Consider the following 19,194-nt stretch of genomic DNA (forward strand, 5'->3'; position numbering starts at 1 on the left):
TCCGAGGGGCGTTCCACCGGTTTCCGGTGGAACGCCCCTCGCTCGTCGGGGTGCGCGTCAGTCGCGCGGCGCCTGCCGCAGCGGCAGGCCGGGCCGGTACGTGACGCCCGGTTCCGGCGGTACCGGTTCGCCGGTTTCGGCGTCGGTGCAGTAGGCGTTGAAGACCTCCGCCTCGGTGAGCGGTTGCGGCCAGCCGTCGCGCAGGGACCAGCCGCGTACCTCGTCCCGTCCGTCGGCGCCGGTGGACCGGACGACGATGCCGCCGGGGCTGTCGCTGACGGCGGCCGCGGCGAGGACCGTGCAGAACACCAGGGCGTCGGCCTCCGCGAAGTGGATCCGGCCCGATTCGGCGCGCTCCGCGGTGAGGACGGCGAGCAGTGGGGTGCCGTCCAGCGGAACGCTGCAGACGACGTGGTGGATGCCGGTGCCGGCGGTTTCGATGAGCCCTGTCAGCGCCCGGGAGGCTCGTTCGAAGGCGATGCTCGCGCGTTCGCGGCCGCCGTCGGTGCGGCTTTCCGCCGCGGTGAGGACCTCGGTGGCGCGGTCCCAGGCCATCTGCCGGTCGGCCTCGTGGCCAAGCTGTGCGAGGAGTTGACGCACCGGCTGCCCGCTGTACGGGACGCCGGGGCCGCCCGCGGTGATGTCGGCGGTGTAGCGGGCGCGGGTGGCGGGGGTGTCCGGGTCCTGGCCGGTGTCGGCGCAGTACTCCGCGTACTCCCCGGGATCGAAGAGGGTGACGGTGACGAACAGCCCCTGGGAGAGCAGCGAGCGCAGCAGGCCGTCCATCTGCCGCAGATACTCGGGGTGGTCCTCGCAGGGGAAGCCGCGGTAGCGGCGCATCACGGCGAAATCCCGTTCACCGGCGAGCAGCGCGACGATGACGGGAGCTTCACGGCGCAGGGCGCGCCGCTGGCTCACCCGGCGCGGAACAACACCCCGTGAGCGGTCCTCTGCGCGGTCCCGTGAACGCTCCGGCCGGCGACCGCCCGAGCTGTCCCGTGAACGGCCGCTCGTCCGGCCGCTGTTCCTGTTCCGCTTCCCGTTCCTGGTGTGTGCCATGGCTCCCCCTCGGCGTGACGATCAATTGTCACTCACTGTAATCGGAGACACTGACAATCCGGACGGGTTCGTCACCGGCCGTGTGGAGTCGAGGCGCCGCAGCACCATGCGCTTCTGCAGGAACGCGGTGCCGGCGAGGGCCGTGCCGAGGCCGAGCCAGCCGAGCGGCCCCGCCGCGATGACCGCCGTCGTCATGATCAGCGGTCCCGCGGCGCGTTCGGCGGACTGGGCCAGTCCGTGCACCCCGACGTACGCGCCCTGCGCGTCGTCCGGGGCGAGGGCCACGGACAGTTCCCACGAGACCGTGGCCTGGTACATCTCCACGAAGGTGAAGGCGACCGCGGCGACGAGCATCGCGGCGATGGCCGCCCAGCGGTCGTCGACGACGGAGGCGGCCACGGCGGCTCCGCCGAGGAAGTAGCAGGCGGCGACGTGGCGCAGGGTCCTGGCGGCGAGGTGCGGGGTGTGGCCGTGGCGGGAGAGCCGGACCTGGAAGAGCACCACGACGACGGTGTTGATGACGAAGAGCAGGGCGGCGAGCCCGTGCGGCGCGGTGGTGGCGCTGATGATCCACAGCGGCATGCCGACGCGCAGTACGGAGCCGTCGAGGAAGAGCAGGGCGTCGGTGGCGGCGTAGCCGAGGTATCCGCGGTCGCGCCATGGGCTGGCGGGCGCTGCCGCGGGGCGGGCGGCTGCGGGCGGGCACTTGGTGGCGGACGAGGCCACCGTCCGGGTGGCGGACGGGGGTTCGGCGCAGCGGGCGACGAGTACGGCGACGACGCAGAAGGACAGGCCGTCGGCGAGCAGGAGGCCGCGGTAGACGGTGGCGCTGCCGAAGGCGAGGCCGACCGAGGCGCCGAGGCCGCCGAGGGTGTAGCCGACGTTGACGACGGTGCGCTGGACCGCCTGGTAGCGGGACCGGTCGGGGCCGGCGACGCGGGCGGCGTAGAGCTTGGTGAGCACGGAGGCGGAGCGTTCGCCGAAGCTGCCGAGTGCCACCAGGGGCAGCAGTTGCCAGAAGCCGTGGGCGGCGAGCATCAGCAGGCCGGAGGCGGCGCGCAGCAGTTGGACGGCGAGCAGCAGCCGGGTGAGGCGGAAGCGGTCGGCGAGCCGGCCGGCGACGGGTGAGCCGGCGATGCCGACGGCGCCGGCCAGTCCCATCAGCAGACCGATCCGGCTCGCGCTGAGGTCCGCGACGACCAGGAAGTACAGCGCCGTGACACTCAGCCAGAGACCGGACCCGGTCTTGTCCACGAAGTTGATCCAGAGCATCCGGCGGCCGTCGGGCCCTCCCGGAATCCGCGCCGCCATCCCTGTCCCCGTCCCCGGTCGCTTCCGCACCCGTTCCCCCTTGACTCCGTCTTTGTATCAATACATACTTGCGAATGTGGCAACACAATATGCGATCAGTGGTACAACCGCCAAGGGCATTGCCGCGTCCGTCGAACGTGCGGTGGCGGACGGCTCGCTGCCGCCCGGCAGCGCCATGCCGCCGGTGCGCAGGCTCGCCGAGGATCTCGGGGTGAGTCCGGGCACCGTGGCCACGGCCTACAAGGAGTTGCGCCAGCGCGGCATCGTGCTGACCCGCGGGCGCGGCGGAACGGTGGTCGCCGAGGCCCCCTCCGTCGGGACGAGTGGCTCGCGCCGCCCGCCCAAGACCCCGGAGGGCGTACGGAGTCTGGCCGGCGGCCACCCCGATCCGGCGTTCCTGCCCGATCTGGTGCCGCCGTCCCGGGTGACCCCGGGGCCCGGTTCGCACCGGACCTCGCCGCGGCTGCCGGAACTGGAAGCGGTGGCCCGCCGCTGGTTCGGGCGCGACGGCGTACCGGCAGCACACGTGACGTTCGCCCATGGCGCGCTGGACTGCATCGGCCGGCTGCTCTCGGCCGAACTGCGGCCGGGCGACGCCGTGGCGATGGAGGACCCGGGCTTCCACCGGCTGCTGGACCTCGCTCCGGCGCTGGGGCTGCGCATCGTTCCGGTGGCGGTGGACGAGGAGGGGATGCGGCCGGAGGCGCTGCGGGCCGCGCTGCGCGCGGGGGCCAGGGCGGTGGTCTGCATGCCGCGCTCGCAGAGCCCGCTGGGCGCGTGCTTCTCCGAGCGGCGCCGGGCGGACCTGCTGGCGGTGCTGACCGCGGCCCCCGAGGTGCTGGTCATCGAGGACGACTACACGGCGGACACCTCCGGGGTCCCGCTGCACTCCCTCACCACCGGCGGCCTCCCCCGCTGGGCGCAGGTCCGTACCGTGTCCAAGCATCTGGGCAGCGACCTGCGGTGGGCCGCGCTCGCCTGCGACGAGACGTCGCTGGCCCGGCACGACGGGCTGCTGCTGCTCACCTCGGGCTGGGTGAGCCATGTGCTGCAGGAGACGGTGCTGCGGCTGCTCACGGATCCGGCGACGGCAGCGCTGGTGGCGCGGGCCGAGGCCGCGTACACCGCCCGCCGGGAGGCGCTGATCGGTGAACTGGCGCACCGCGGGATCACCGCGCACGGCCGGAGCGGGCTGAACGTCTGGGTGCCGGTCAGGGACGAGTCGGCGGTGGTCAACGGACTGCGGTCGCACGGGTGGTGGGTCGCGGGCGGCGCCCGGTTCCGTACCGCGTCGGCGCCCGGGGTGCGGATCACCACGGCGGCCCTGCCGGTGGAGGAGGCGGCCCGGCTGGCGGGCGACTTCGCGGCAGTGCTGGGTGAGTCGGAAAGCACCTACGGAGGTTGACGGGTCATCAGTGACTCCTGTCGTGAACCTTGACGTGCACCTGGTGGTCAAGTATTCACGTACTGGGCGGCATTGGTACAGACCTATGGGAGTCCAGTATGCGAAGATCCCTCACGCTCGTCCTGGCACTGTTCGGGACGCTCGTCCTGTTCCTCACGCCGCCCGCCGCCGCGGCGGGCGGTGCCTCGGCGGCGTTCAGCAAGACCTCCGACTGGGGCTCGGGCTACCAGGCCCAGTACCGGATCACCAACGGCGGCACCTCCACCCTGACCAGCTGGAAGGTCGAGTTCGACCTGCCGTCGGGAAGCAGTGTCGGCAGCTACTGGGACGCGCTGCTCACCAAGAACGCCTCGCACTACACGTTCACCAACCGGGACTACAACGGCACCCTGGCACCCGGCGCGTCAGCGGTCTTCGGCTGGGTCGCCGCCGGAACCGGCACCCCGGCCAACTGCCTGCTGAACGGCGGCTCCTGCGAGGCGGGGCCGCCCGACACCACCGCCCCATCGGTACCCGGCGGCGTCACCGTCGGCTCGGCCACCGGCTCCTCGCTCACCGTGCGGTGGACGGCCTCCACCGACAACTCCGGTTCGGTCGCCGGCTACGAGGTCTCCCGGGACGGCGCCGCACCCGTGGCCGTGACCGGCACCTCGTACACCGCCACCGGACTGCAGGCCACCACCAGCTACAGCTTCCGGGTCCGGGCCAAGGACGCGGCGGGCAACACCTCCGCCTACAGCGCGGTTGCCGGCGGCACCACGACCACGGGCGGCGGCCCGGGCCCCGGCACCGTGCACACCGCCCCGTATGTCGACATGGGTGCCTGGCCGACGCCGAGCATGCCCGCCATGGCCTCCGCGAGCGGGCTGAAGAGCTTCACCATGGCCTTCATCACCGCCTCCAGCTGCAAGGCCATGTGGTTCAACGCCTATGACCCGCGGGCCGGTTGGGCCAAGGACCAGGTCGACGCCATCCGGGCGGGCGGCGGCGACGTGAAGATCTCCTTCGGCGGCGCCTCCGGATCGGAACTCGCCCAGGCCTGCACCACCGTCGACTCGCTGTACGCGGAGTACGACGCCGTCGTCACCGCGTACGGCCTGACCTACGCCGACTTCGACATCGAAGGGGCGGCCACCGCCGAACCCGCCTCCATCAGCCGTCGCTCCCAGGCGCTGGCCCGGCTCCAGCAGGCGCACCCCGGGCTGCGGATCTCGCTCACCCTGCCGGTGCTGCCCGAGGGTCTGACGGCGGACGGGATCACCATCGTGAAGTCCGCGCGCGACGCGGGCGTCACCCTCGACGCCGTCAACGTCATGGCCATGGACTACTACCGCGCCACGGACTACGGTGATGCGGCCGTCCAGGCGGCGCAGAGCACCCAGGCGCAGCTCAAGACCCTGTACCCCGCCAAGACCGACGCCCAGTTGTGGGCGATGACCGGCGTCACCCCGATGCTCGGCCAGAACGACGACGGGCACATCTTCGACCAGGCCGACTCCCGGCAGCTCGTGTCGTTCGCCCAGGGCAAGCACCTGGGCATGCTCGGCTTCTGGGAGGAGACCCGCGACCGCAACGCCTGCAACGGGGCGTTGTACATGTGCACCAACGTCCCGCAGTCGCCCTACGAGTTCTCGAAGATCTTCGCCCAGTACACCGGGTGAGGGCGGCGCCGTGCTGACGCGGTCGGCCGCGTCAGCACGGCACACGCCGTCAGGAATCTAGGCCCGGCGGTCCTGTGCCAGCCGCTCGTAGAAGCGCAGCACCTCGATGTCGTCGACGGAGCCGGGGTTGACCGTCCTGTCCAGCGCCGCGCCCTGCATCAGGCGTTTGACGGGGACCTCCAGGCGCTTGCCGGTGAGGGTGTGGGGCACCGCGGGAACGGCGATGACCTCGTCCGGGACATGGCGCGGGGAGAGCTCGGCGCGGATCGCGTCCTTGATGCGGCCGCGCAGCCCGTCGTCGAGCGCGGCGCCCTGCGCGAGGTGGACGAAGAGCGGCATCCAGTAGCCGCCGTCCGGCAGTTCGACGCCGATGACGAGCGACTCGCGGATCTCCGGGAGGCGTTCGACGGCCTCGTAGATGTCGGCGGAGCCCATCCGGACGCCCTGCCGGTTGAGGGTGGAGTCGGAGCGGCCGTGGATGATCACGGTGCCGCGCGAGGTGATGGTGATCCAGTCGCCGTGCCGCCACACGCCGGGGAACATCTCGAAGTAGCTCTCGCGGTAGCGGGCGTCCCCGGGGTCGTTCCAGAACCGCACCGGCATCGACGGCATGGGGTTGGTGACGACCAGCTCACCGACCTCGTCGATGTCCGGCCGGCCGGACACGTCCCACGCCTGCAGGTCGGTGCCCAGCCCCGCGGCCTGCAGTTCCCCGATGTGGACGGGAAGGGTGGGAACGCCGCCTGCGAAGCAGCTGCACACATCGGTGCCGCCGCTGACGGACGCGATCCAGACGTCCTCCTTGACCTCCTCGTGGATCCAGCGGAACCCGTCGGGCGGCAGCGGTGAGCCGGTCGAGGCGACGCACTTGACCGCCGAGAGGTCGAAGTCGTGCCCTGGCCGGACCCCGGCCTTGCGGCAGGCCATGACGTAGGCGGCGGAGGTACCGAAGACGGTGGCACCGGTCCGCTCGGCGATCCGCCACTGCGCGCCGGTGTCGGGGTAGCCGGGGCTGCCGTCGTAGAGCACGACGGTGGCGCCGGCCAGCAGGCCCGACACCAGGAAGTTCCACATCATCCAGCCGGTGGAGGTGTACCAGAAGAAGCGGTCGCCGGGACCGAGGTCCATGTGCAGGCCGGTCTGCTTGAGGTGCTCCAGCAGGATGCCGCCCTGGGACTGGACGATGGCCTTGGGCAGGCCGGTGGTGCCCGAGGAGTACAGCACCCACAGCGGATGGTCGAAGGGCACCTGCTCGTACGCGGGAGCGGTGTCGTCCGAGACGACGCTGTCCCACTCCAGCGCGCCGTCCGGCGCCGGTGTGCCGAGCACCGGGATGTGGATGACGGCGCGCAGCGACGGCAGCTCGGCCCGCAGCTCGGCGACGCTGTCCGTCCGGTCGTGCTCCTTGCCGCCGTAGCGGTAGCCGTCGACGGCGAACAGGACCACGGGCTCGACCTGCTGGAAGCGGTCCAGGACGCTGCGGGCGCCGAAGTCCGGGGCGCAGGAGGTCCACACGCCGCCCACGGCGGCGGTGGCGAGCAGGGCGACGACGGCCTGCGGGATGTTGGGCAGATAGCCGCTGACGCGGTCGCCGGGAGCGACGCCGAGGTCGCGCAGCCGGCCGGCGACGGAGGCGACCTGCCGGCTCAGCTCGGCCCAGCTGGTCTCGGCGATTTCCGGCCGTTCGTCCAGATGGACCAGGGCGGGCGTGTCGGCGCGCTCCGGGTCCAGGGCCGGACGCAGCGCGTGCTCGGCGTAGTTGAGGGCCGAGCCGGTGAACCACTGGGCGCCCGGCATGGACGCGTCGCCGAGCACGGCCTCGTAGGGGGTGGAGAACCGCACCTGGAACCACTCCGCGACGGCCCCCCAGAAGACCGCCGGCTCCCGTACCGACCAGGCGTGCAGCGCCCGGTAGCTCGCGAGCGGGTCCGCGGGATCGCCGGCCGGGGCGCCGTGGTGCTGCGCGGCCCAGGCCTGGAAGTGGGTGATCCGCGCGCCGGCGACCCGCTCGGGGCCGGGGGTCCACAAGGGCTCCGGGGCGTGGGCGGGCTCGGTCGTGGTGCTCATGGGGCGGCTCCCGGACGGTACGACGAGACGGGTACGGCGACACGTCGCTCTGTGTGCGGCTGGACCCTGCGCGGGCGGAATGTCCTACGGCAGGGCTGGGCAGGACGATGCCATGTGATCGTCTTCGGCGCCAGGGCGGGACCCCCACAACGGGGAATGCCGCGATGTGGTTCACCTACAGGTGAACGCTGGCTGAACGCGCGGTACGGCGGCCGGGAGCAGTGGAAGGGTGGGCGCCATGGATTCTCGGGACCTGGTGCGGTCGGTACGGATGGTCGGGTCCGCGAACGGCCTGCGGACACTGCGGTCCGCGTGGCGCAGACAGCGCACCGACGGGCGGGACCTGCCGCGGCGGGGAGCGGAACGGGCCCGGGTGCCCGGCCCCGCGCAGGGGGTGGAGCCGCTGCCGGGCGGCGGGGTGGTGCGGTTCACCCGCTCGTCGCTGCGGGTGCGGGTCGCGGTGGGCGGCGCGGTGTTCTGCGGCTGGGACGGGGCCGAGCCGGAGCCGTCGTACGCGCTGTGGGGGTCGCCCCGGACGGATTTCGGGGGAGAGTGCCCGCCGGTGGACACCCGCGTGGAGCTGGAGAGCGACCGCAACGGGGACGGCTGGCGGGTCGTGTCGGAGCGGGTGACGGTGCTGGTCTCGCGCCACGGTGCGGTGGAGTTCCGTACCCCGGGCGGCATACTGCTGCGGCGCGATCTGCCGCCCCGCTGGTGGGATCCGGCGGGCCGGGAGCCGGGTGACCGCACCCGCTGGGTGCAGCGTTCGGAGACCGCCGCGGACGCGTGTGTGTTCGGCCTGGGCGGCCGGGCGTCGGGACCGCGGCTGCGGGAGGGCTCGTACCGGCTGTGGAACACCGACCCGGGCGGTTCCTTCGGCCCCGGCGACGACCCGCTGTACATCACCATGCCGGTGCAGATGGTGGTCGCGGACGCCAGCTGTCATCTGGTCTTCCACGACAACACGTGGGACGGCCATGTGACGCTGCGCGACGGGGAGGAGGGCGCCGGCTCCGGGCACGACCGGCCGGGCGGCTGCGAGCTGCGGGTCGACGGCGGGCCGCTGCGCTACTGGGTGCTGACCGGCTCGCCGGCCCGGATCCTGGCGGGCTGGACGGCGCTGACCGGCCGGCCCGCGCTGCCGCCGCGCTGGGCGCTGGGCTACCAGCACTCGCGCTGGGGCTTCGGCAGCGAGCAGGAGGTCCGCAGGGTCGCGGCGGGCTTCCGCGAGCGCGGGCTGCCGCTGTCGGCGCTGCACCTGGACATCGACCACTACGACGGGCACCGGGTCTTCACCGTGGACCGGGAGCGGTTCCCCGATCTCCCCGGGCTCGCCGCGGAGCTGCGGCGCGACGGGGTGCGGCTGGTGTCGATCGTCGATCCGGCGGTGAAGGCGGAGCCGGGCAACCCGGTGTACGACAGCGGGACGGCCGCCGGGGCGTTCGTACGGGACGCCCGGGGCCAGGAGGTGCGCGGCGTGGTGTGGCCGGGCGAGGCGGTCTTCCCGGACTTCACCGACGCGCGGGTCCGCAAGTGGTGGGGAGCGCTGTACGCGGAGCGGCTGGCGCAGGGCTTCGCCGGGGTGTGGCACGACATGAACGAGCCGGTGTCGTTCGCCGCGTTCGGCGAGCCGACCCTGCCACGGTCGGCCCGGCACGCCCTGGAGGGGCGCGGTGGCGACCACCGCGAGGCCCACAACGTCTACGGGCTGGCGATGACCCGCGCCGGCTACGAGGCGCTGCGGGAACTGGAGCCCGACACCCGGCCGTTCTTGTTCTCCCGCTCCGGCTGGGCGGGCATGCAGCGGTACGGCGGGACGTGGTCGGGCGATGTGACCACCGGCTGGTCCGGGCTGCGGGCCTCGCTGTCGCTGGTGATCGGGCTGGGGCTGTGCGGGGTGCCGTACTCCGGGCCCGACGTCGGCGGGTTCACCGGAACACCGTCCCCCGAGCTCTATCTGCGCTGGTTCCAGCTCGGTGCCTTCCTGCCGTTCTTCCGCACCCATTCGGCGATCACGGCGGGGCGGCGGGAACCGTGGGAGTTCGGGCCGCAGGTCGAGGAGCACGCGGCGGCCGCGCTGCGGGAACGGAAGCGGCTGCTGCCGTACTTCGACACCCTCGCCCACGTGGCACGGCGTACCGGCGCACCGTACGTCCGGCCGCTGTGGTGGAACGACCCGGAGGACCGCAGGCTGCGCGGCTGCGGGGACGCCTTCCTGCTGGGCGACGCCCTGTTGGTGGCCCCGGTCCTGGAGCGCGGCTCGGTCACCCGCGCGATCCGGCTGCCGCGGGGCCGCTGGTACGACACCGCGACCGGCACCGCGTACGAGGGGCCGGGACAGATCCTGCTGGACGCGCCGCTCGGCCGGATCCCGGTGCTGGCGCGGGCCGGAGCGGTCCTGCCGGTGACGGGCGACGACGGCGCCGTGGAACTGGAGGTGTGGGCCCCGGTGGCGGGGCGCACCGGCGGCGGGATCCTCTTCACCGATGAAGGCGACGGCTGGGCCGCACCGCTGGTGGAGCGCTTCACGACCCGGCTGGCCGACGGGCAGGTGGTGGTGGAGCGCGACGGGGAGGACGAGGTGGGCCACCGGGTGCGGGTGCGCGGCCTGCCGGAGTGACGGGGGTGACGGAGTGACGGGGGTGACGGAGTGACGGCCGCCGACGGGACGGCCGTCGGTACGACGCTCTCAGCGGGCTCCGGGCCGGACCGTCCTGTCGCCGTGTTCGCCGTAACCGCCGTCGAACCAGCGGCGGACCGCCAGGGTGTGCAGCGGGAACGCCAACTCGGCGGGCTCGTACAGCACTTCCCAGCCCTCGGTCTCGTCGGTGGGGACCGACGCCGGCAGGTCGGCGGCGTCCCGGAGCGGCAGCAGCCCGAAGACGAGCAGGAACCCGCCCTCCGCGTCGGTGAGGGTGTCGGCGAGCGCGGGGTCGGCCGCGGCCACGATCCCGGTCTCCTCGAGGAGCTCCCGCACCACGGCCTGCTCCCAGGTCTCACCGTGGTCGATGAATCCACCGGGGAGGGCGAGGAGTCCGCGGCCGGGCTCGATGGTGCGGCGGATGACGGCGAGCCCGGTGCCCGCGTCGTCGCGGACCGGGAGCAGCGTGATCGCGACCGGCAGCGGGTTGCGGTAGGCGGTGGCGCCGCAGGCGGCGCAGGTCCGCGGCCATCCGGCGGCGGGGCCGAACGCCGTTCCGCAGGAGGAGCAGTGGGAGTCCTTCTCACGATCGGGCACGCCGGGACTGTATCCGATCACCCGCACCGGGAGCATCAACTCCGGGATCACCCGCCCGCGTCACCGATCCGCGACACTGTTCCGCGTCAACGATCACGCCTGGCCCGAACGATCACGCCTGACTCCGTCCGACACATCCGTCCGACCGCTGGAGGACCCATGCCACGACTCACGACCGTGCTCCGCACCCTCGCCGTGTCCGTCGCCACGCTCATCGCCGTCGCTGCGGGCACCGCCGCCGCACCGGCGCAGGCACGGTCCGGGGACGGGCACGGGGGCGGCGGGCCGAAGGCCCCCAAGGCGTTCGTGGCGCTGCGGGACGTCGACCCGACGATCCTCCAGGAGATGCGCTACGCCACCGCGCACAACTTCGTCGGGGTGCCCATCGACGGCTACCGGCAGCCGATCTGCCTGCTGACCCGGCCGGCCGCCGAGGCCCTGCACGCGGCGCAGTTGAAGCTACTGCGCCGCGGGTACTCGCTCAAGGTGTACGACTGCTACCGGCCGCAGCGCGCCGTCGACCACTTCGTGGCGTGGGCCAAGGACCTCGACGACCAGCGGATGAAGAGCGAGTTCTATCCGAATGTCGACAAGTCGCGGCTGTTCGAGGACGGTTACATCGCGGCCAGGTCCGGGCACAGCCGGGGCAGCACCATGGATGTGACCATCGTGCGACTCTCGGGCGGGAGCGTCGACATGGGGACCCCGTTCGACTACTTCGACACGCTCTCGCACACCCTGGACCCGCGGATCCAGGGTGTGCAGCGGGAGAACCGCCTGCTGCTCAAGGGCACCCTCGAAGGACTGGGCTTCGTCAATCTCGCCGAGGAGTGGTGGCACTACACGTACACACCCGAGCGGTTCCCCGACACGTACTTCGACTTCCCGGTCTCCCGGCGGTCCCTGACGTCCGCGCACGTCGGCCCGTAGGACTCCAGCGCGACGGGTACGGACAGCGCCTCGCCGACGGCGGCCGACCAGGCGGCCGGGTCGGCACCGGGGGTCTCCCAGACGGCCGGTCTGGCCGCCTCCAGACGGGCCGTCAACCCGGCCTGGCGCCCCAGATCGCCGGGGGCGCCGGCCGGCAGGCGTTCGACCAGCCGCCCGTCCATGCCGTAGGCGCGGGCGATCCGCAGTCCGGGGCAGCGGGCGGGGGCGTCGAGATGGGTGACTGCCAGCGCGTCCACTCCCCCGCAGACCTCGACGGCGTAGGCGTGCGCCACCGCGTCGAAGTGCCCGGTGCGGAAAGCGCCCTGCCAGCGGCCGTGACCGTTGTGCGGTTCCGGCAGCTCCCGGGCGAGTTCCGGGTCCTCGGTGACGAGCGGTCCTGGACCGTGCCGGGTGGTGTACGTGCGCACGACACCGAGCTTCAGCGCCGTGCCCGCCCCGCCCGCCTCGGCCAGCAGCGTCTCGGCGTTGGCGAAGGTGGTGGTCGACCATGTCGTGTACGGGTGGAAGCCGTGCCACTCGTCGAGGAGGACGCCCTGCGCGCCCTCGAAGACGACCGGCCCCTCGGCCAGCAGCCGCGTGAGATGCCCCTCGCCGGCCAGGGTGACCGCGCGGGCGAACGCCGCGAAGGCGTCCGCGCAGTGCTCGACGGGCGGCGCCGGCAGCCGCCCCAGCTCGTCGGACAACCGGTCGCGCAGCAGCCCGAGTTTGCGCAGCAGACGGGGACGGGAGACGCAGTCGCCCACCCGGGGCGCGTCCTCGGGGTGGGCGAGCGCGTAGGCCGCGGTCTCGCCGATGCCCATCCCGCACGAGCCGTGCCGCTCCCCGCCGCGGGCCTGTTCGCGCAGCCGGTTGGCGGCCGCGTGGTACGGGGTGGTGAGCGCGGCGTCCCGGTCGACGGTGAGCAGCGACAGCGGGTCCCGGACGCCGAGCGCGGTGAGGTGGTCCGCCTCGGCGGCCAGTGCGAGCGGGTCGACGAGCATGAAGCGGGACAGGTACGTGGGTGTCCCGCGCAGGGTGCCGGAGCCGAACTGGGCGAAGGTGTGGTGGCGTCCGTCGGGTGTGACGACGTTGTGCGCGGCCTGGGCGCCGCCGTTGAAGCGGACCACCGCCCGGACCGGCTCCGCCGAGCAGAGCCGGTCCACGACGGCACCCTTGCCCGCGTCCCCGTAGCCGAGGTCGGCGACGATGGTGTGCATGGTCCCTCCGGGGTGGTTCGTTGGTCGCTTCGGCGAGGCGGTCGCCTCCGCGCGGTGCGGTGCGAAGGTCGGGGGCCCGCCGGGGTATCTCCTCGGGCGGCGAACGCGCGTGTCCGCTCGAAGGTGCCGGTCGGGTTCGTCCGCCGCCCTGCGGGGACACCCCGCCGTGCCCCCGCCGGCGCGTCCCTGTTCAGCTCACAGACGCGTCGTACCCGCGGCTCCGGTGGTGGTCGCGCCGTCGATCAGGGGGGCGCCTGCGGCCGGGCCGGTGGCGCGGTCGCGGCCGATCGCGGCGAGGGCCTTGCCGACCGAGGCGCCCGCGTCCGAGCCGACGTCGTCGAGGTCGGCGAGCCCCTCCGCGAGGTCGATGGCCTCCTCGCCGAGACCGATGGTGAGCGCGATCGTCTCGCAGACCGCGTCCAGGTCGTCGAGTTCGATGACGTTCTGGCCGAGCAGCTTGCGCCACAGGCCGAGGACTTCGGTGTTGCCGACGTACGAGGCCCCGGCCGGGAGGATGTAGTACACGTCGAACTTCCGGCGCAGCTCGGCGATGATCGCGGTGATCGGGATGTCCTCCCGCAGGTCGTCGCCGATGACGTCGCGGACCTCGCGGGCCTTGACCTTGCCGTACGGCATCTCGTCGCCGATGAGGAACAGATAGCCGCGCCGGCCGCGCTTCTCGTGGCAGTCGATGGAGGTGTGCCGGGCCATCGCGTACATGGCGAGCTCGTACGATTCGGTCATCTGCCCGCCACCGCCGCCCTCCAGCAGGATGTTGCCGAGGTCGTTGTCCATCCGGTTGTCGGACTCGAACTGCCCGAGCTGCAGCGGCACCCGGTCGCAGGTGGCGTCGCCGACCGCGCCGAAGAGGATCTGCGGGTGCTCGACGTAGCCCTTGCGGAGCAGCAGCCCGAACAGCTCGGGCAGTTTGGTCTGCAGTGTCTGCGGGACGGACCGCATCGAGCCGGTCACGTCGAAGAGCACCGAGATGGCGACCGATGCGGGGTGCTCCGCCGAGTCCCGGCTCTCGCGGACGGTGAGGTCCTTGGGGTCGAGGGACGGGTGCGCCGTCCAGGAGCCGCGCGGGGCGGACGAGGTGACGTGGTCGCTGTACGCGAAGGCACCGGCGCCGGATGCGGCGCGGTAGCGTGCGGCGGCGTCGTAGACATTGGTCGACCAGCTTCCGCTGCCCATGGTGTTCCCCCTTGTTGATGTGATCGGGTGTAGTTGTCGGTTTGTCGCTATGCGGCCGGCATGGTGAACGGGCGGAAGGTGCGCGGCCCGTAGAGCCGGTCCAGGAGCTCGTCCAACTCGGCGAGCAGCCGCCACGCGTCGTGCGGCCGGCCCGCCTCACCGGGGAGCGTGCAGCCGCGGATGAAGGCGGCGAGCGGCTTCGGGGTGCGCTCCCCCATCAGGTGCTCCATGCAGCGCGCCGCGAGGTGGAGGTCGGTGGCTTCGGTGACCGGCCGCCGGCCGGGGATCTCGGGCGGATACCGGTCTCGGTGCCGCTCTATGAGGACCGGCGCGGTGGTGCCGGTGGCGGTCGCGTAGCACCAGTCGACGAGCACCAGCCCGTGCAGCCCGGGGTGGATGAGGACGTGTTCGGGGAAGACCGCGCAGTGCACCAGCCGGGCCCGGTGCGCCCAGCCGAGCGCGACCAGCAGCCTGCGCCACATCCAGACGGCGTCCAGCGGGTCGAGGCCCCCGGGGTACGCGGCGGCGACCTCGGCGAGGCTGTGGAAGCCGTCCAGCGGTTCGAGCGCGTTGACCCGGCGCTCGGTGCCGCCGGTGTCGCGGTGCCGGAACGTCTCGATCAGCCGCGGGGCGTAGGCGCGGTGGCGCGGTTCCGCCTCGGTGTCGAGGCGGGTCAGCACAGCGGCCTCGTGCTCGATCAGATCGTTGTCGTACGGCTGCAGCGGGATCTTCAGCAGCGCGTCGTGCCGGGTCCCGTCGGCGCGCCGGTAGGAGGCGCGGCGCAGTACGGCGAGGTCGCCGGTGGCCTGCGGGTCGCCGAGCAGGTACGTGTGCCGGCGGGTGGTGACGGTGCGGGGTGCGGGGTTCGCGGCGTCGAGGTACTCCCGCCACCGCTCGGCCAGGGCCAGGAAGGCGGCGGAGGCTTCCGGCCGGCGGCCGGGCGGCGCGGTGTCGGGGTGCAGCAGCCGGGCCAGCCGGCGGTGCAGCCGGGTGGCGGCCGCCAAGTCCTCGGGGAAGCCGTGGCGCAGGGCGTCCAGTGCCTGGTCGAAGGTGTGGACGGCGCCGCTGGTGAGGGTCATCGCACGGTCTCCTCGCGGTCCGGGCGCAGCAGGGCGGGGTGCAGGAGGCGGGCGTCGCCCGCGCGGTACAGCCGGGCGCGCGGGCCGCCACGGACGCTGCCGTGGGTGGCGGTGCCTCCGGTGGACTCGACGAAGCCGGGGACCGAGAGCACTTTGCGGTGGAAGTTGCCCGCGTGCAGGGTCGCGCCCCAGACGGCTTCGTAGACGGCGCGCAGTTCGGAGATGGTGAATTCCTCGCCGAGGAAGGCGGTGGCCAGCGGCGTGTACTCGATCTTCGAGCGCGCGCGGTCGAGGCCGTCGGCGAGGATTCCGGCGTGGTCGAACGCCAGCTCGGGGCCTTCGGGCCGGCGGCCGGGACCACCCCCGTGGGCCCCGGACCGCCGGCCCTGTTCGTTGGGACGCGGGTCCGCCGCGTCCGGTTGCCATCCGGGTTCAAGTTCTACGACGGAGATCCACGCGGCCGCCGCGGCGTCGCTGCCGGCCCTCGCGTCCGGGAGGTCGGGAGCGAAGGCGAGGTGGGCAACGGAGACCACGTGCATCCGCGGGTCGCGCTCGGGGCGGCCGTACGAACCGAGCTGTTCGAGGTGCACCCGGCCGAGCCCGTCGGCGGCGTCGAGACCGGTCTCCTCGGCGAGCTCCCGGGCCGCGGCCTCGCCGAGCGATTCGCGTCCGGCCCGGACGAATCCGCCGGGCAGCGCCCAGGCGCCCTCGAACGGCGGCGCGCCCCGGCGGACCAGCAGCACATGGAGGGCGCCTTCGCGCAGCGTCAGGGCGACCACGTCGACGGTCACGGCGATCGGGTCGAAGGCGCGCGGGTCGTAGGCGGCGAGGAAGCGGTCCTCCTCCTGCTGCGGTGCCATGGCTTCCCCTCGTCGAGTTCTTCTCACATTGAGTAATTCTCTGTTCGAGAAGAACTTAGCACCGCCCTCTGACGGCGTCCAGGTGTTCGGGGCCTGTCGGCCGGGCGGGCCCCGGGGTTAGCGTGCGGACATGACGCAGCGGACATTCGATTCGTTCGAGGATTTCTGGCCCTACTACGTGGCGATGCACTCCCGGTCCGCCACCCGCTGGGTGCACCTGACGGGGACGCTGACCGGGCTCGCGATCAGCGCGTACGGGCTGGCCCGGGGGCACCGGCGGTATCTGGCGGCGCTGCCGCTGATCGGCTACGGGACGGCCTGGCCGGCGCACTTCCTGATCGAGAAGAACAACCCGGCCTCGTTCGGCCACCCCGCCTGGTCGCTGCGCGGCGACGCGAAGATGATCGCGACGATGCTGGCCGGCCGGGACGCGGAACTGGGCGACATCGCCGCGAAGTGGCTCGCGGAGCAGCCGCAGGACTGACCCGGCCGCGCACGCGCCTTCCGGACGACCGGGCCCGGCGCCCGGCCCCGGCCCCGCCATTCCCTCTCCCGCCCTGCCGTGGCAGACTTCTGACGAACCGTCAGATTCAAAGGGGAGGCGGCACGTGGCGCGAGCGCGCAAACCTGTGGTGGCCGGCTGGTTCACGGAGGCCGGACCGCACACGGACGACGGACCGGCCGCCCAAGGCACCGGCGCCGACCAGGACTTCCGGCTGATCGGCACCCGCTGCCAGGACTGCGGTTCGGTGTTCTTCCCCCGGGAGGACACCTTCTGCCGCAACCCGGCCTGCTCCGGCACCACGCTGGAGGAGACCCCGCTGTCCCGGCGCGGCCGCGTCTGGTCGTACACCGACGGGCGCTACCGGCCGCCCGCGCCCTATGTCTCCGACCCCGCCCGCGAGTGGGAGCCGTACGTCCTGGTCGCCGTCGAACTCGCGGCGGAGCGCATGGTGGTGCTCGGCCAGGCCGCCCCGGGCACCGCCCTGGCGGACCTCGCCGTCGGCATGGAGGTCGAACTCGTCCCCGGTGTGCTCAACGAGGACGACGAGACCACCTGGACCACCTGGCACTGGCAGCCCCTGGGAGGCGACCGATGACGGACGACGTGGCAGTGCTGGGCGCGGGCATGCACCCGTGGGGCAAGTGGGGCCGGTCCTTCACCGAGTACGGCGTCGCCGCCGCCCGCGCGGCCCTCGCCGACGCCGGGCTGGCCTGGACCGACATCCAGCTCGTGGTGGGCGCGGACACCGTACGCGGCGGCTATCCCGGCTATGTCGCCGGCGCCACCTTCGCCCAGGCGCTGGGCTGGCAGGGCGCCCGCGTCACCAGCGTGTACGCCGCCTGCGCGTCGGGCGCGCAGGCCGTCAACGCCGCGCGGGCCCAGATCCTGGCCGGGATGGCGGACGTCGCCCTGGTCATCGGCGCGGACGCCGCGCCCAAGGGCTTCTTCGCCCCCGCCGGCGGCAACCGCCCCGACGACCCGGACTGGCTGCGCTTCCGTGTGCTGGGCGCCACCAACCCCACGTACTTCGGCCTCTACGCGCGCCGCCGCATGGCCCTGCACGGCGACACCCTGGAGGACTTCGCGCAGGTCAAGGTGAAGAACTCGGCAGCAGGCGCCGCCAACCCCAACGCCCGCTACCGCAAGGCCGTCTCGGCGGACGAGGTGGCCGCCTCCGCGGTCGTCGCGGATCCGCTGCGGCTGCTCGACATCTGCGCGACCTCCGACGGGGCCGCCGCGGTCGTGCTCTCCAGCATGGAGTTCGCCCGCCGGCACACCACGGACCCGGTGCGGATCCGCGCGGTCTCCACCGTCACCCCGTCCTATCCCAAGACCGTGCTGGACCTGCCGGACTTCGCCACCGACTCGGCGGCCGCGGTGGAGCCGCCCGCGCTGGGACTGCGGGCATCCATCGCGGCGGCCGCGTACGAGGAGGCCGGGATCGGCCCGTCGGACCTGGACCTGGCCGAGGTCTACGACCTGTCCACCGCCCTGGAACTCCAGTGGTACGAGGACCTGGCGCTGTGCGCGCCCGGCGAGGGCGCCAAGCTGCTGCGGGACGGCGCGACCGCGCTCGGCGGCCGGATCCCGGTCAACACCAGTGGCGGACTGGCCTCGTTCGGCGAGGCGGTACCTGCCCAGGCCATCGCCCAGGTCTGCGAGCTGACCTGGCAGTTGCGCGGTCTTGCGGGTGACCGGCAGGTGCCGGGCGCCCGGGCCGGGATCACCGCCAACCAGGGATTGTTCGGCCACGGCTCCTCGGTGGTGGCCGTGCGGTGAACCGTTCGCGGCCTTGACGCTCCATCACACCAGGTGAACACTTCCGGTGGTGCGCAGGCCCGCGGGAGGTCCTTTTCCACCGCTGGTGATGTCGCGCGCGCTCTTCGGATGGCACAAGCCCGGTCAGTGCAGCCCGCACGAAGGAGCCCGCCATGCATTCCAACGGAGACGTCTTCCTGGGCGAGATCATCGGTACCGCGATCCTCATCCTGTTCGGCGCCGGGGTCTGCGCGGCGGTCACCCTCAAGCACTCCAAGGCGAGAGCCTCCGGCTGGATCGTGATCGCCTTCGGCTGGGGCTTCGGGGTCCTCGCCGGGGCGTACACCGCCGGGCCGCTGTCCGGTGGCCATCTCAACCCGGCCGTCACCCTCGGCATCGCCATCGACACCGGCCAGTGGGACCAGACCCCGTACTACCTGGCGGGACAACTGATCGGCGCGATGGCCGGCGCGGCCCTGGCCTGGCTGGCCTACTACGGCCAGTTCGCCGCCAACACCGGCCAGGACGAGGAACCGCTGGGCACCCTGGGGATCTTCTCGACCGTCCCCGAGATCCGCGTCCCCTGGCAGAACCTCGTCACCGAGGTGATCGCCACCATGGGACTCGTGCTGCCGGTGCTCGCCATCCCCGGCAACAAGGGCCTGGGCGAGTCCGGCACCACCACGCTGATCGTCGCCCTGCTGGTCGTCGGGATCGGGCTGTCGCTCGGCGGCCCCACCGGATACGCCATCAACCCGGCCCGCGACCTGGGCCCGCGCATCGTCCACGCACTGCTGCCCATCCCCAACAAGGGCACGTCCGACTGGGGTTACGCCTGGGTGCCGGTCGCCGGTCCGCTGATCGGCGGCGCGCTCTCGGGGGCCCTCTACAACGCCGCGTTCTAAGGGAA

General features: G+C 73.0%; 16 protein-coding genes. 8 read left to right on the top strand and 8 right to left on the bottom strand.

The genetic code is table 11. From position 1 onward, the window contains the following. Nucleotides 1-57: 57 nt before the first annotated feature. Nucleotides 58-918: a hypothetical protein gene (locus tag O3W51_RS38790; protein ID WP_138357803.1), complete on the bottom strand. Its 861-nt coding sequence runs from the start codon at nt 916-918 to the stop codon at nt 58-60. A gap of 162 nt (nt 919-1,080) precedes the next feature. Continuing rightward, nucleotides 1,081-2,331 carry an MFS transporter gene (locus tag O3W51_RS38795; RefSeq protein WP_138357802.1) on the bottom strand — a complete coding sequence of 417 codons (1,251 nt, stop codon included), beginning with the start codon at nt 2,329-2,331 and terminating at the stop codon, nt 1,081-1,083. A 115-nt stretch (nt 2,332-2,446) separates the two neighbouring features. Here O3W51_RS38795 and O3W51_RS38800 point away from each other — a divergent pair, with 115 nt between their 5' ends. Together O3W51_RS38800 and O3W51_RS38805 are read left to right on the top strand one after the other, a co-directional pair. Further along, complete coding sequence (locus O3W51_RS38800) at nt 2,447-3,775, top strand: aminotransferase class I/II-fold pyridoxal phosphate-dependent enzyme (RefSeq protein ID WP_138357801.1); 1,329 nt, start codon at nt 2,447-2,449, stop codon at nt 3,773-3,775. A gap of 98 nt (nt 3,776-3,873) precedes the next feature. Continuing rightward, a complete protein-coding gene (locus O3W51_RS38805) occupies nt 3,874-5,436 on the top strand; it encodes a cellulose binding domain-containing protein (protein ID WP_138357800.1) in 1,563 nt (520 codons plus the stop codon). Nucleotides 5,437-5,493: 57 nt separating this feature from the next. On the opposite strand, the gene O3W51_RS38810 is transcribed toward O3W51_RS38805, so the two are convergent. Next, complete coding sequence (locus O3W51_RS38810) at nt 5,494-7,503, bottom strand: acetoacetate--CoA ligase (RefSeq protein ID WP_269288626.1); 2,010 nt, start codon at nt 7,501-7,503, stop codon at nt 5,494-5,496. 238 nt (nt 7,504-7,741) lie between these two features. Here O3W51_RS38810 and O3W51_RS38815 point away from each other — a divergent pair, with 238 nt between their 5' ends. Next, a complete protein-coding gene (locus tag O3W51_RS38815; RefSeq protein WP_138357798.1) occupies nt 7,742-10,123 on the top strand; it encodes a glycoside hydrolase family 31 protein in 2,382 nt (793 codons plus the stop codon). Between the two features lie 69 nt (nt 10,124-10,192). Here O3W51_RS38815 and O3W51_RS38820 read toward each other — a convergent pair whose 3' ends face one another. After that, a complete protein-coding gene (locus O3W51_RS38820; RefSeq protein WP_138357807.1) occupies nt 10,193-10,777 on the bottom strand; it encodes an NUDIX domain-containing protein in 585 nt (194 codons plus the stop codon). Nucleotides 10,778-10,900: 123 nt separating this feature from the next. Between O3W51_RS38820 and O3W51_RS38825 the strand changes: the two genes are divergently transcribed. Continuing rightward, complete coding sequence (locus O3W51_RS38825; RefSeq protein WP_138357797.1) at nt 10,901-11,671, top strand: M15 family metallopeptidase; 771 nt, start codon at nt 10,901-10,903, stop codon at nt 11,669-11,671. Here the strand turns inward: O3W51_RS38825 and O3W51_RS38830 are convergent. The 4 genes from O3W51_RS38830 to O3W51_RS38845 form a co-directional block, all read right to left on the bottom strand. Next, on the bottom strand, nt 11,581-12,888 hold the full coding sequence (locus O3W51_RS38830; protein WP_138357796.1) for an adenylosuccinate synthetase: 1,308 nt from the start codon (nt 12,886-12,888) through the stop codon (nt 11,581-11,583). The two genes, O3W51_RS38825 and O3W51_RS38830, sit on opposite strands and share 91 nt — an antisense overlap. A 195-nt stretch (nt 12,889-13,083) precedes the next feature. Continuing rightward, complete coding sequence (locus O3W51_RS38835) at nt 13,084-14,082, bottom strand: hypothetical protein (protein WP_269288629.1); 999 nt, start codon at nt 14,080-14,082, stop codon at nt 13,084-13,086. 47 nt (nt 14,083-14,129) lie between these two features. Next, nucleotides 14,130-15,161 carry a molecular chaperone DnaJ gene (locus tag O3W51_RS38840; protein ID WP_138357794.1) on the bottom strand — a complete coding sequence of 344 codons (1,032 nt, stop codon included), beginning with the start codon at nt 15,159-15,161 and terminating at the stop codon, nt 14,130-14,132. Beyond that, complete coding sequence (locus O3W51_RS38845; RefSeq protein ID WP_138357793.1) at nt 15,158-16,021, bottom strand: NUDIX hydrolase; 864 nt, start codon at nt 16,019-16,021, stop codon at nt 15,158-15,160. The genes O3W51_RS38840 and O3W51_RS38845 overlap by 4 nt, the downstream gene beginning before the upstream one ends. A 130-nt stretch (nt 16,022-16,151) precedes the next feature. Between O3W51_RS38845 and O3W51_RS38850 the strand changes: the two genes are divergently transcribed. The 4 genes from O3W51_RS38850 (at nt 16,152) to O3W51_RS38865 (ending at nt 19,189) form a co-directional block, all read left to right on the top strand. After that, entirely contained in the window at nt 16,152-16,505 is a 354-nt protein-coding gene (locus tag O3W51_RS38850) for a DUF962 domain-containing protein (protein WP_269288631.1), read from the top strand. A gap of 124 nt (nt 16,506-16,629) precedes the next feature. Then, complete coding sequence (locus O3W51_RS38855) at nt 16,630-17,121, top strand: Zn-ribbon domain-containing OB-fold protein (RefSeq protein WP_138357791.1); 492 nt, start codon at nt 16,630-16,632, stop codon at nt 17,119-17,121. Beyond that, the gene (locus tag O3W51_RS38860; protein WP_138357790.1) at nt 17,118-18,305 is read left to right on the top strand and encodes a lipid-transfer protein; all 1,188 of its coding nucleotides are present in this window, start codon (nt 17,118-17,120) and stop codon (nt 18,303-18,305) included. Before O3W51_RS38855 ends, O3W51_RS38860 begins: the two co-directional genes overlap by 4 nt. A gap of 152 nt (nt 18,306-18,457) precedes the next feature. After that, nucleotides 18,458-19,189 carry an MIP/aquaporin family protein gene (locus tag O3W51_RS38865; protein ID WP_138357789.1) on the top strand — a complete coding sequence of 244 codons (732 nt, stop codon included), beginning with the start codon at nt 18,458-18,460 and terminating at the stop codon, nt 19,187-19,189. The last annotated feature ends 5 nt before the right edge of the window (nt 19,190-19,194 follow it).

Source organism: Streptomyces sp. H39-C1 (assembly GCF_027158125.1).
GTDB lineage: Bacteria > Actinomycetota > Actinomycetes > Streptomycetales > Streptomycetaceae > Actinacidiphila > Actinacidiphila fildesensis.